The sequence below is a fragment of the Martelella sp. NC20 genome (assembly GCF_013459645.1).
GTDB lineage: Bacteria > Pseudomonadota > Alphaproteobacteria > Rhizobiales > Rhizobiaceae > Martelella.
Genome location: NZ_CP054861.1, coordinates 670513 through 683633 on the forward strand (window position 1 = coordinate 670513; position 13121 = coordinate 683633).

Genomic DNA, 13121 nt, shown 5'->3' on the forward strand with positions numbered 1-13121 from the left:
GTTCAGCCGACCAGCTTCTTTTCCGCGCCGACGACATGATCGGCGTTCGGACGCATCCACGGGAACATCCCGGGCGCGGCGGGCGGCGGAGCATCGGGCAAGGCGATGCGCTTGAACCTCGCGCCATCGACATTTTCCGCAATCCTCGCGATTCACGCGGACGTGGACTGCCGCTCGAAATTGCTTGTTTCGGCGGGCCGTTGCGGCGGGCGACCATTGACGGCCGTCAATGACCCGCCCCTCTGCCGCGCGCAGCTTGCGGCATCAGCAATCCAACGGAAATCCTCAAGGAGGTTGTCATGCAGGACAATACATTGCGCCAGAACATCATCGATGAACTGGAATTCGAACCCAGCATCGATGCTGCGGATATCGGCGTGGCGGTGGAAAACGGCATCGTCACCCTTACCGGTCATGTTCCGACCTATACCCAGAAGACCACGGTTGAAGCGGCCGTCAGGCGCATCCGGGGCGTGCGCGGCATCGCAGAACAGATCGAGGTCCGTCCGCGAGGCTTCCACATCACCGCCGATGACGAGATTGCCCGGCGGGCGGTCAACGCCCTGGAATGGAACGAGATCGTTCCTGGCGAAAAGCTTCAGGTTACGATCCAGAAGGGCTGGGCGACGCTGACCGGCAAGGTGGAATGGCAATATGAACGCGATGCGGCAATGCGCGCGATCAAGGGGCTTGCCGGAATAACCGGGATCAGTAATCTGATTGAAGTCGTGCCGAAGGTTTCCGCTCCGGACGTCAAGAAGCGCATCGAGGATGCCTTCAAGCGGGATGCTCAGATCGAGGCCGATGCGATAAAGGTTCAGGTCCTGGATGGCAAGGTCACGCTTGAAGGCAAGGTGAAAGCCTATCGCGAACGTCAGGCCGCCGAGCGTGCGGCGTGGTCGGCGGCGGGCGTCCGGCATGTCGATGACCGCATCACGGTCCTTTAGAACGGTTCAGCGTTTTAAGGAAACGCTGAACCGCCTTATCTATTTGTTTTGACGCGTTTTCGCGGATGCCAGGTGCTACTGCCTGACTGCGAAATGCTTCAGGGCCGAGGCGGGTTGGCCAAGGTGCCGGCCCGCCGTCCCAACCAGACAGAGATTGGTGCCAGTGCATGAAAGCGATGGTTTTGCGGGCGTTGCGAACCCCGCTGGCTTACGAAGAAAGGCCGGATCCGTCACCTGCCGCCGGTGAGGTGAGGGTAAGGGTTGAGGCCTGTGCCGTCTGCAGGACCGACCTGCATGTGGTCGACGGCGATCTGCCGGAAGTGAGACTGCCTGTCATTCCCGGCCACGAGATTGTCGGGATCGTCGAACAGCTTGGCGAGGGGGTGGTCACCCTTGCCGTCGGACAGAGGGTCGGCATTCCCTGGCTTGGGCATACATGCGGTCATTGCGCCTATTGCCTTGAAAACCGCGAAAACCTCTGTGATCATCCTCAGTTTACCGGCTGCACGAGGGATGGTGGGTTTGCCACAGATGTGATTGCCAATGCGGATTTCACCTTTCCCATGGACGGGTTTGACGATCCGGTGGCCGCCGCCCCGCTGATGTGCGCCGGCCTGATCGGATGGCGGTCGCTGAAGATGGCGGGCGAGGGAAAGCGCATCGGGCTTTACGGCTTCGGCGCGGCCGCGCATATCCTCGCGCAGGTGCTGGTCTGGCAGAGCCGTGAGGTCTATGCCTTTTCGCGCGCCGGCGATCGCGCCAGCCAGGATCATGCGCTGAGCCTCGGCGCCGTCTGGGCCGGGGCGTCGGAAGACGAGCCGCCGCACGCCCTCGACGCCGCCATCATCTTCGCTCCGGTTGGTGAGCTCGTGCCTTTGGCGCTCCGTGCCACCCGAAAAGGTGGCAGGGTTGTCTGCGGCGGCATTCACATGAGCGATATTCCGGCCTTTCCCTACCGCCTGCTTTGGGAAGAAAGGCACATTCTGTCGGTGGCCAATCTCACCCGGCAGGATGGACATGAATTTCTGGAGATCGCGCGGGCCGCCGGCGTATCGACCACTGTCAACCGCTACCCGCTCGAAGCGGCCAACCGCGCTCTCGATGATCTCCGGCACGGCCGTTTTCAGGGCGCCGCGGTTCTTGTTCCCTGATTGAGCGAGACATGCGTCTCAGTTTGTTGACAAACCTCGTGCGCCATCACGGCGTTGCCTCGCTTTCTGCCGTCATCCCGGCCTTGAGCCGGGATCCAGCAAGCGCAAGTCATTGCGCGCAAAGACTCTTTTCTGAACTTCACCACAAGCGGCCCTGGATGCCGGCTCAAGGCCGGCATGACGGAGGAGTCGGAAAAGGGACTTTGTCAGCAGTCTGTCGTTTAATGTGTTGACAGAGGTCAACGCCTTTGCCGCCAGACCGTGGTCGAATACGTTCGTTCGACGCGTACAATGGAGACCAACATGATTAGGGATTTGTGTGTTCACCTCGACGGGAGCAGTGGCGACAAGGACCGCCTTGAAGCCGCGCGTCGGATCGCAGTGATATTCGATGCTCATCTTTCCGGCGTCTTCGTCAATCGTCTGCCCGACATGCCGGCGACGGACTTCTATGGTTATTCCGCGGCTGACTTCGATGAAATGCAGAGTCAGGCGCGCGCCAAGGGCGACAAGATTGCCGCTGCGCTGGAAGGCCCGCTTTCCGACCTCGATGTCCGCCACGAACTGCGTCGTTTCGACGTCGTCTCATCCCGGTGGCAGCAGACCATCCTGGCCGAGGCGAGGCTATACGACCTGTTCGTCTCGACGCTGCCGCAGGAGGACGACCATGAGGCCATGGCGCTTGTTGAATCCGTGCTTTTCGGTGCCGGGCATTCGGTATTGCTTGTGCCGCCGAAATGCATATCCACCCTCGATTTCTCGACCATCGTTCTGGGCTGGCGCAACACGCGGGAGGCAGCACGCGCTGTCGACGAGGCCTTGCCGTTCCTGAAGCGGGCGGAAAATGTGTCGGTCTGCATGATCGGCGACGACGAGCTTGGACGGATCGAGCGTGTCACCCAGGGAAATGACATCGCGCGCCATCTCGACCGCCACGGGGTCGCGGTCGAGCTCAATCCCCTGCCGGAGGGCAAGGGCGTGGGCGCCACCTTGCTTGAGGAGGCCGATCTGCTCAACGCCGGCCTGATCGTCATGGGCGGGTATGGTCATACCCGTCTGCGCGAGTGGGTGCTTGGCGGCGCGACGCGGGAGATCATGAAAAAGTCCGAAATCTCCGTTCTGATGGCACACTGAGCCGGCTCACGGGCGAGCATCGATCCGTTGCTCGCGCGCGAAAACGCCGGGGCGGCGTGTGCCGAAGGCAACGCCGTCTCCAATTGGATTAGCGAACCACGATGCAGGTGCACGGTGCGAGATGGGTGACCTTGTGTGACACGCTTCCCAGAAGCAGGCCGGCGACATCTCCAAGGCCGCGGCTGCCGAGGACCACTGTATCCACTTTCCGTTCCCTTATCGCATCGAGTATGCAGGCGTTTTGTCGAGCGGTCCTGGACAGGTCACCTGTTCTTGGCCAACGGTTTGCGAACAGGTCGACGAGCGGGGATCATCAGCGAATACCCGCGAGTGTTCATTGACGCGCGTCATCGCGCTTCGGCGCTGCCGGGGACAGTCGTTCGCCGTGGTGACGGCAGTGGCGGGAGCAACGCTCCCCGCATTGATCTTCGTCAATGCCTTTCGCATTCGGACCTCTATCAATGGAAGTGGCCATGGCGGGTGTCGCGGCTGGGCGATATTTGCCGTGTAGATCGCGAGGCCGACCATGACCGGTTCTGAGGGCGCTTCTCCTCTATATTCCGGTGGTTCGCTGCCGGCTGATCCACACGCCATTTCTGTTGAGGGTTTGTTTCGGGAGCTGTCGGTTTCCGTTGTGGGTCTCTCCGACGAGGAAGCCAGGGAACGCGCCTTGGTGTTCGGAGCCAACATTATTGCCGTCCATGCCAAGACGTCCATTTTCCGGATTGCCCTTCATCAGTTTCAGAGCCCCGTTGTCTACCTTCTGGTGGCGGCTGCCGTCATGGCCGGTTCCCTGAACCAGTGGAAGGAAGCGGCGGCCGTTCTCGTCGTTCTCGCGATCAGCGCCCTGATCGGCTTCGTCACGGAGGTCAGGGCGTTGCGCTCCATCGAAAGCCTCCGCGATCTCGGAACCCATACCGCGCGGGTTCGCCGCAGCGGGGACGTGCGGCTCGTGCCTGCCGAGAACCTGGTGCCCGGCGATATTCTTCTGGTCGAGGCCGGTGACAGGCTGTCGGCGGATGTGCGGTTGATCGAGGCCTCGAACCTGACCGCGGACGAGGCCGCCCTGACCGGAGAATCCCTGCCGACGGACAAGGACGTGGAGCCAGTTGATCGCGATGCGCCGATCGGCGACCGCCATTCGATGCTCTACAAGGGCACCGTTATTGCGGGTGGCAGCGGCGCGGGCATCGTCGTCGGGACGGGGCTCTCCACCGAACTGGGTCGCATATCCCAGTTGATCGCAACAGCCGAAACCGGACGTTCCCCGCTGGAAAAACGGCTCGCGCGGCTATCCGGCCAGTTGATCTGGGTAACCCTTGCTGTTGCCGTCCTTGTCGCGGCGGCTGGCATTTTCTCCGGCAAGGAACCCATGCTGATGATCGAGGCCGCCATCGCTCTGGCCGTGGCCGCTATCCCGGAAGGGCTTCCGATCGTAGCCACGTTGGTGCTTGCGCGCGGAATGCGGCACATGGCCCGTGAGAATGCTCTGGTCGAGAGACTTTCCGCGGTGGAGACGCTTGGCGCCACGACGGTGATCCTCACGGACAAGACCGGCACCCTGACCGAGAACCGCATGGCCGTGCGTGTCATCCTCACCCCGGACACTGGCTTGCGCATTCTTGAAAGCGCGTCTGGCAAAGCGGTTCCGGAAGAACCCGGCAGCGATGCCGTTTCGGGCCTTCTGAGGGCAGCCGTCCTTTGCAACGACGCTACGCTCGGGGAGATCCAAAGCGAAGACTCCGGCGATCCCATGGAACTGGCCCTTTTGCGGGCCGGGGCCGCCGCCGGTTTGGTGCAACCAGCGCTCGCCGGTGAGTATCCGGTTCTGCGCAAGATGCCCTTCGATACGGAAGTGCGGATGATGGCGACGCTGCACGGGTCGGGAAATGGTGCCTTCTGGGCGGTCAAGGGCGCTCCGGAGGCGGTCCTTCAGGCATCCTCCCGGGTCGTTTCCGGAAATGGCAGCCTGTCGATGGACGGGAAGCTTCGCGCGGACTGGCATGACAAAGTCGAGCAACTCGGCCGGCGCGGCCTTCGCGTCCTGGCTTTTGCCACCAGGCCCACGGACCGGCCGGATGGCGAACCGTTCCGGGACCTGGTATTCCTCGGTATTGCTGGACTGGAAGATCCGGTAAGGCCCGATGTGCCGGAAGCGATTGCGGCGTGCCAGGAGGCCGGAATTCGCGTCGTCATGGTCACCGGCGACCATCTGGTGACGGCGCGCAGCATCGGCGAGGCGGTCGGCCTCTATGAACATGGAACCGCGATCGCCGAAGGCGCGGACGGTGTCCGGCTGGACGATGGCGATGACAGCGGGTTCAGGCAGGTCGGCATCTTCGCACGTGTCAGTCCCGCCGAAAAACTGGCGCTCGTTCGCGCCTATCAGGAAGCTGGCGAAATCGTCGCGATGACGGGTGACGGTGTCAATGACGCGCCGGCGCTTCGACAGGCCGATATCGGCGTTGCCATGGGGCGGCGCGGCACCGATGTCGCCCGCGAGGCGGCGGCGATGATTTTGCTGGACGATGCTTTCCCGACGATCGTGCGCGCCATCCGTGAGGGCCGCATCATCTTCGACAACATCCGTCGTTTCGTTGTCTACCTGCTTTCATGCAACCTCAGCGAAGTCCTGATCGTGGGACTTGCCGTGCTCGCGACGCTGCCGTTGCCGCTGCTGCCGCTGCAGATCCTGTATCTGAACCTTATAACGGACGTCTTTCCGGCTTTCGCTCTGGCCATGTGCAAAGGTGACCGCGCTGTTTTGAAGCGTCCGCCGCGCAGGCCCGACGAGCCAATTCTGGGGCGAGCGCAATGGACGAGCATCATCGTTCACAGTGTGCTGATGACGTCCGGCGTATTCATGGCCCTGTTGCTGGCCCACCTGACACTCGATCTCGACCGTGACGCCACGGTGACCGTGACATTTCTGACGCTCGGGTTTGTCCAGCTTTGGCATGTCTTCAACATGGCTGGCAAGTCGGCCGGCGTGCTGAACAATGAGGTCACGCGAAATCCCTGGGTGTGGGGCGCCATTCTCCTGTGCTCGGTTTTGCTGATCGGACCCGCGCTGACGCCGCCACTCGCGAACGTCCTCGGTTTGACCTCACCGACGGCTGTGATGTGGTGCCTGATTGCTGCGGTGAGCCTGCTTCCCGTTCTCGTCGGTCAGATCGGCCTGCGTCTCTTCGGGGCGCTGCGACGGAAAGGCGCTCGCTGACGCACCCGGTCGAGACGGCCAGATCGGCGAAGGTGCCCTATTGCCAGGAATTGCTGTCGGACATCATCGACCAGACCGTAACGAAAAGCGCTGCGATCAGCGGACCGGCGATGAAACCGTTCACGCCCATGAGCGCGATACCGCCGAGTGTCGACACCAGGATCAGATAGTCCGGCATTCGGGCGCCTTTGCCGACAAGAGGCGGCCTGAGGAGGTTGTCGACGAGGCTGATGACCAGTATCCCCGTCGCGAGCAGGATGAGCCCTCTGACGATTTCTCCTGAAAGCAGGAGATAGGTCGCAGCGGGCAGCCAGACCGCGGCTGCGCCAACCACCGGAAGCATCGACAGAAACGCCATCACCACGCCCCAGAGCAACGCGCCATCCATTCCCAGAAGCCAGAAGACGGTTCCGCCGATCATTCCCTGGATCAGGGCGATCACGACATTGCCTCTGACTGTCGCGATGATCACGCGGGAGAATTTGTCGAGAAACTGCTCTGTCTGGCGAGGGGTAAGCGGGCTTGCCTTTCTGACCGTCGCCGACAAGGCCGCGCCGTCGCGCAGAAGAAAAAACAGGACATAGAGCAGCACCCCCCAATTGGCGATCACCCGAAGCGCGCCCTGGCCGATCCAGAGCGCCTGCGGCGCGGCCCATTGCGTGGCCTGCACCAGCGCGGCGTTGAGCCGATCCTGCAGTTCCTCCAGCGATCCGATGTGAATGAAGTCAAATGCCTTGAGGGCGAAGGGAGGCGCTCTCGCACGGACGCTCTCCAGGGTTGAAGCCAGGTCGATATCATGCATGGACATCCAGCGATAAAATCGCGTGGCTTCACGTGCGACGGCAATGAAAATCAGTGCGGACGGGATCAGGATGACGCAGATGCAGATAAACAGACCGATGCTCGCGGCGATATTTTTGTGCGGCTGCAGGCGGGCCGTGATCGATTTCTGGAAAGGGTGGAACAGGATTGCAAGCACCACGGCCCACAGGATCGCTCCGTAAAAGGGACGTATCAGCCAGACGAAGGCCACCGACGCAATCGCGGCCATTATCATAAAACTCGCCTGTTGAAGCTGCCTTTGCTGCATCGCACCGCCCTATCGTCTGTCGTGGGTTGTCACGGAAGCTTTTCAGTAAGCCGGAAGCTTATCTGCATGCAGCCAAAGTGCCGGCCTGAGGATGATGGCCATGACCCAGATTTTGTATCCACGATATGATACAGGGCCGAGGAACGCGCGCAAACACGATAAAGTCGGTTGCATTGCGATTCCGGGCCCTGAATATTGCGCAACAATCTGGGGCTCTTCCGCATTTCTGGTGCAGGTTGGGGTATTCACGGCAGGTCCGAACGGGTTCATAAGGTGGAAATTGCAATCGACGCCTTAAGTCGCCGGTGCTTGATGCTTTCCGCACGCTGATTTCGCCGGATCTTTCGATCGTCCAGGCGCTTCCGCGGGCCGACAAGGTGGTGCTTGTGGCACGGCCGGGGGGGGGGGGCGGGAGCCATGCTGTCCGTATTGCGGAAGCCCAAGCCGCCGCGTGTGGTCGGCATCGATGACCGGAACCGGCGATAGCGGACCGGAACAGGCAGTACAAGACCTTCAACTGAACCCGAAAGATCGCAAGGCGCAATGCCGTCTTCCGGTCATGCCTGCTTTTGCTCGCGGCCTCAGTCGGCTTCTGCGGTGATCTTGTATCTGTCGAGGATGGCTTGGCGGATGGCCTGGCGACTGGCGACCGGTGAGATTTCCGCCGAAGCGGCCTCTTGAGACGCCCTGGCCAACCCTTCATCGCGGATCACATGCTCAAACCAACGCGTGAAGTCCCCGTTTCGCAGGTGTTGTTGCCAGGCGCGATCATCGACGTCGTTCGCGATCTCCAGAAACTGCGAAAGATTGCAGGCAACCCTCCGAGGCCCAGCCACGTCGAAGTGGAAGCCGCGCTCGTGCCCGACATCGCCAACAGCGTATTTGCCCCCATGTCTGAAGTGGGGCTTCGTCGGCGCACTCACTGTGAGCATCTCCACGCCTTTTCCTTCCAGCGGCCTCCAAAGCAGCGCCTGACCCGGCTGGATCGCGGAAAGGGTCGAAACCTCCTTGTGCAGGCAACGAGCAAGACGCGCGAGGTTTTCAGGGGCTGCAAGTCCAACCGAAATGACCGCGGTTACTTTGTGAAGGATGGCACAAGGCAATGCCTCCGGGCTCATCGTCACGAACACCATCCCGGAGGCGCTGACGTCCGACGCAAGGGAATGGTAGCTCTCTTCCGCAAAATGATGCGCTTCATCTATGATCATCCAATGCGGACGGCTGTAGCGCTGTTTCAGTTCCAGGACGCCGGGGAGGAGGCGAGCCAGGCAATTGGACCGGCCCTCGAACACCACCCCGCTCATGTTTACGATCACATCGGCAAAGTCACGCGACAGCAATGACCTTGCGGCGTCAAGAGATGGAGCGGCCCCTCGACTGCCTATGGTGTAGACGTCATCCATGGTTTCGTAGTCACCCTCCGGGTCCACGATACAAAACTGCTGGCGCCGGGTCGCCATCTGCTCGATGAGCAAGGTTGCAAAGGAAGATTTTCCGCTCCCCGAGGATCCAATGATCAGGACGACATCCGTCGGCTGGATTACGGGTTCGGTCCCGCTGCTGCTTCGACCAACCGTCAGCCCGTGCCGCGCTGGAGGGGCGAAATGAAGGTCCTGATCAATGACACGATCGACCAACTCAACGATTCCCGCGCCATGGTCGTTTGCGAGGACTATGTCCACTGCCGTTTTCAGCGAAGGTATCGCATTGGCAACCGCTACAGAACAACCGCAGATCTTCAGAAACGCATGATCATTCTCAGCGTCCCCTACGCCCACCACGTTTTGAGGCAACAAACCGAGGCGCCGCAGCGCAACCGCGAGGCCGGTCGCCTTATTGATCCCGCCCGGCAGGACCATGATTGCGCCCTTGTTGAAAATGATCTGCAGTTCCAGGCCCAGTTCCTCAATGGCGGCAAGAACATCGCCTTCATGGGGATGCCAAGTGGCCACGATCGTGCGACCAATGGAGATCGGCTCAACCTTCCGCTCCATCAGTTTCTGGACAAATGCGGCAGGTGGCGGCGCAGCAAGCGCATCTTCATCATCCGCTTGAGGATCGTAGATGACCCCGCCATTTTCCGCGACGATCAAATCGAAGAGATCAAGTCGTGAAAGGGCGTGTCTTAGGTCGTTGATTTCTCGCCCGGTCACGAGGATCAGGTATCGACCGGTTTTCTTGAGCCGCAGGAGTGCATCGAGCGTGGAACCATCGACGCCGCCATGAAGAGCGACTGTGCCGTCAAAATCGGCAGCCAATGCCCGGAAAAACATCATCGTACCCCAGTTCGGCTAGCGAACGATCCAGCGCAACTATCGATAGACATGGCGAAGCTTCCCTATTCCTGCTCTCTCAAAGTCAGGAACATAAGCGCCAGATAGACCGCTGGAATGACAACAAGCACGCCCAGTTCTATGGTCACTGGAGCGCAATCGCTGGACATCATACGGTAGCCCAGAAAGATGACCGCGACGAAGATGATCATAGCGCCGATCGTCCAGGCCACAAGGCCATTTCTCACCCTCTGAACAGTCATCAGTTGCTCCACTTCCATGTTGGTTTTCGCAAAGCCACTGCAACCCACATCCGGGAATACGGGCTCAAGATCATTGTAGCACGAAAGCTAAGTCACGCGCCTCGGCAGAACCTCAAAACCCTTGGCGGTGTCGGATCGCTTGACGATCGCGACGCCAAGTCCGGGCATCACGTTCTCTGCCCCGCTGACAACAGCCGCTGTCGAAGCCGAGCTTACGGTCCATGCCAACTGCCAGCATTGACGCAATTGAGATGCTTCCTTTCATATGGCTGCGGGTGTAACCTTGATATTCATCAAATGCGATTTCGAAGGACGCACGCTTTATCAAGCGCCACGCCGCGAAGAAGCATTGCCCCCGTGGCGACCCCGAAAGGAATGCAAATGCCGGCGAGAGATATGCCAGGCTTTCAGGGGCGTTTCCTGCAGGTTGTCTTTTCCCGCCGCTTTGAAGGAAGGGCCGGCTATCTTCTGGCTGTTGTCGCGGTTGTAATCGTTTTTATCCTCCGGTTGGCCTTACAGAGTACTTTCGGCAATACCGCCACCTTCATTCTCTTCGTCCCCATGATTCTTGTCGCGGCAATCGCCGGCGGCATCGGTCCAGGACTATTTGCATGCGTCCTGTCTATAGCGGGTGCGGTTTATTTTATCGGCGCCGACCAGATCGTCTGGCTACAGGTATTTGTTTTCGGTCTTGTCGGGGTGGCAATCGCATGGATGGGCGAAATGCTGCATCACGCGCGCCGCGCCCTCGACAAGTCCGAAGAGGCGCTGAGGACCCGTGAGGCGCACCTGCGTTCAATCCTCGACACCGTGCCAGACGCGACCGTTGTGATAGATGAGCATGGGCTTATCAATTCGTTCAGCGCTGCCGCCGTTCGACAATTCGGCTACACCGAGGCTGAGGTGCTTGGCCGAAACATTCACATCTTGATGCCGGAGCCCTACCACCGCGAGCATGACGGCTACCTCCATCGCTATCTGGCCACCGGTGAGAAGCGGATCATCGGCGTCGATCGTGTTGTGGTAGGGCGCAGGAGGGACGGCTCCACCTTTCCGATGAAACTCTTTGTCGGCGAGATGAGATCAGCAGCTGGCCGCTTCTTCACTGGCTTCATCCGTGACCTCACCGAGCGCGAAGACTCCGAAGCGCGATTGCAGCAAATCCAGAATGAGCTGGCGCACCTCTCCCGTGTTAACGAACTCGGTGAAATGGCGTCGACGCTCGCGCATGAACTCAACCAACCACTCGCTGTCATTGCAAATTATGCCCAGGGCTGTGTCCGCTTCCTCAAGGATGTAGATGATACGACCGCGACCCGCATCAGGGACGCCGTGGAGGAGATGGCGAAACAATCACTGCGGGCCGGGGGGATCATCCGGCATCTGAGGGAATTCGTCACGCGGGGCGAAACGGAGAAATCATCGGAAGGCGTGCGCAAGCTCATCGAGGAAGCAGCGGCCCTGGCACTCGTCGGCTCACGGCAGCAGGGTGTGCGGTCAGTCTTCGAGTTTGTTTCGGATGAACAAAATGTCCTGGTCGATAAGGTTCAAATCCAGCAGGTCTTGATCAACCTCATGCGCAACAGCATCGAGGCCATGCGTGAAAGCAATCAGCAAGACCTGATAGTGCGGACGGTGCAAGACGGGCCCGGACATGTCATAATCGAGGTGGCTGACACGGGACCAGGCATCTCCGACGAAATAGCGGCTCGCCTTTTCCAACCTTTCGTGACCAGCAAGGCAAATGGCATGGGTATCGGGCTTTCGATATCCAAACGCATCATAGAATCGCATGGCGGACAGATATCAGTTACCCGCAATACCGCGGACGGCGCCACGTTCCGGTTCTCGCTCCCGATCGCAGGAAAAGAGACTACCGATGCACATTGACAGCTATGTGGTCCACGTGGTCGACGATGAGGAGCCGGTGCGCAAGTCGCTTGCCTTCCTCCTGACCACGGTGGGCTTCACGGTCAGGGTGCACGAGTCCGCGACGAGCTTTCTCGCTTCCGCGCCGGCCATCGGCAAAGCCTGCCTCGTTACTGACTTGAGGATGCCGGGTATGAGCGGAGTGGAGCTTTTGTATAAGCTGAACGAGACCGGTACCATGATCCCTGCCGTCGTCATCACCGGGCATGGTGACGTTCCCATGGCTGTTGCAGCGATGAAAGCCGGCGCCATCGACTTCATCGAGAAGCCGTTTGAAGACGAGGTGCTGATTGAGGCTATCAAACGCGCCGCAAGTCAGCTTGAACAAACCGCGCGTCCCGTCGAAGACGCCGCTGCCCTTTCCGCCAGGCTTGATCTCCTTTCGGAGCGCGAACGCCAGGTTATGTCAGGCGTCGTCGCTGGTTTGCCCAACAAGGCAATCGCCTACGATCTTGGCATCAGCCCCCGCACGGTCGAGGTCCATCGCGCCAATATCATGGCCAAGATGCAGGCCAGGAACCTGCCCGAACTGGTGCGCATGACCATCGCCATGCGCGTCTTCCTCTGACCCTGCTCTGGAGCGGCGACGGCTTAGCCCAGACGACCTTTCTTGATCCACCTCAATGCAGACGGCCGCGAACAATGGGATCAATCACGATTGGTGGCCCTGTCGGGCCGGGTCTTTGGAAAAGTGGATATGGCAACGGCGAATGTACTGGTCGTCGCTCCGGATGCAGCATTCGGGCACTCCATCGCTTTCGCACTGGAAAGCGGCGGCTTCAAGGTCGTCCTCCATCGCTACGTGGATGAGGCCTTTGTGTCGCCGGACGCGCTCGATGCTGCATGCGCGGTCGTTGATGACGACGCGATTGTCGACTGGAAACGGTCGCGCGAACTGTTCGACAGCTTTGGGAAACCTGTCATTCTGTTGCTGAATCTTTTGCGTTCCGCACCCGATCTTCCCGTCGCCAAGCACCTCACGAAGCCGTTCCTCGGTGAACCGTTGATCGAAGCGGTGTTGAACGTGATTGCAGGTCAGCAATGACCCGCTACGTAGTATCCCTTACGAACATAACCGAATTTCGCTCTGTCGGATTATGCGCGAATGATTGCT

Annotated in this window: 11 protein-coding genes and 1 pseudogene; 7 read left to right on the top strand and 5 right to left on the bottom strand. The window is 60.2% G+C overall.

Going from position 1 to position 13121, the window contains the following annotated elements; translation table 11 throughout:
• Positions 1-299: 299 nt before the first annotated feature.
• The 3 genes from HQ843_RS03285 (at position 300) to HQ843_RS03295 (ending at position 3232) form a co-directional block, all read left to right on the top strand.
• The gene (locus tag HQ843_RS03285) at positions 300-947 is read left to right on the top strand and encodes a BON domain-containing protein (protein WP_180899846.1); all 648 of its coding nucleotides are present in this window, start codon (positions 300-302) and stop codon (positions 945-947) included.
• A gap of 167 nt (positions 948-1114) precedes the next feature.
• Positions 1115-2098 (top strand): zinc-dependent alcohol dehydrogenase family protein, encoded by a 984-nt coding sequence (locus HQ843_RS03290; RefSeq protein WP_180899845.1) that lies wholly within the window; start codon positions 1115-1117, stop codon positions 2096-2098.
• 303 nt (positions 2099-2401) lie between these two features.
• On the top strand, positions 2402-3232 hold the full coding sequence (locus HQ843_RS03295) for a universal stress protein (RefSeq protein WP_180899844.1): 831 nt from the start codon (positions 2402-2404) through the stop codon (positions 3230-3232).
• Positions 3233-3320: 88 nt separating this feature from the next.
• On the opposite strand, the gene HQ843_RS29955 is transcribed toward HQ843_RS03295, so the two are convergent.
• On the bottom strand, positions 3321-3527 hold the full coding sequence (locus tag HQ843_RS29955) for a universal stress protein (RefSeq protein WP_180901977.1): 207 nt from the start codon (positions 3525-3527) through the stop codon (positions 3321-3323).
• 231 nt (positions 3528-3758) lie between these two features.
• On the opposite strand from HQ843_RS29955, the gene HQ843_RS03305 reads away from it, so the two are divergent.
• A complete protein-coding gene (locus HQ843_RS03305; protein WP_180899843.1) occupies positions 3759-6452 on the top strand; it encodes a cation-translocating P-type ATPase in 2694 nt (897 codons plus the stop codon).
• Positions 6453-6489: 37 nt separating this feature from the next.
• Here the strand turns inward: HQ843_RS03305 and HQ843_RS03310 are convergent, their stop codons facing one another.
• The 4 genes and pseudogenes from HQ843_RS03310 to HQ843_RS29960 form a co-directional block, all read right to left on the bottom strand.
• Positions 6490-7503: an AI-2E family transporter gene (locus HQ843_RS03310; protein WP_246710267.1), complete on the bottom strand. Its 1014-nt coding sequence runs from the start codon at positions 7501-7503 to the stop codon at positions 6490-6492.
• 620 nt (positions 7504-8123) lie between these two features.
• Positions 8124-9815: an HAD family hydrolase gene (locus tag HQ843_RS03315; RefSeq protein WP_180899841.1), complete on the bottom strand. Its 1692-nt coding sequence runs from the start codon at positions 9813-9815 to the stop codon at positions 8124-8126.
• A 65-nt stretch (positions 9816-9880) separates the two neighbouring features.
• The gene (locus HQ843_RS03320; RefSeq protein WP_180899840.1) at positions 9881-10078 is read right to left on the bottom strand and encodes a hypothetical protein; all 198 of its coding nucleotides are present in this window, start codon (positions 10076-10078) and stop codon (positions 9881-9883) included.
• A gap of 96 nt (positions 10079-10174) precedes the next feature.
• A pseudogene (locus HQ843_RS29960) lies at positions 10175-10261 on the bottom strand (IS5/IS1182 family transposase); the annotation flags it as partial.
• Between the two features lie 213 nt (positions 10262-10474).
• Here HQ843_RS29960 and HQ843_RS03325 point away from each other — a divergent pair.
• Genes HQ843_RS03325 through HQ843_RS03335 form a run of 3 tightly spaced genes read left to right on the top strand, consistent with a single transcriptional unit; the run spans position 10475 to position 13052 of the window.
• Positions 10475-11968, top strand: coding sequence for a PAS domain S-box protein (locus HQ843_RS03325; protein WP_246716340.1), 1494 nt, complete (start codon positions 10475-10477; stop codon positions 11966-11968).
• Complete coding sequence (fixJ, locus tag HQ843_RS03330) at positions 11964-12575, top strand: response regulator FixJ (protein WP_180901976.1); 612 nt, start codon at positions 11964-11966, stop codon at positions 12573-12575. Before HQ843_RS03325 ends, fixJ begins: the two co-directional genes overlap by 5 nt.
• A gap of 42 nt (positions 12576-12617) precedes the next feature.
• Positions 12618-13052, top strand: coding sequence for a hypothetical protein (locus HQ843_RS03335; RefSeq protein ID WP_180899838.1), 435 nt, complete (start codon positions 12618-12620; stop codon positions 13050-13052).
• The last annotated feature ends 69 nt before the right edge of the window (positions 13053-13121 follow it).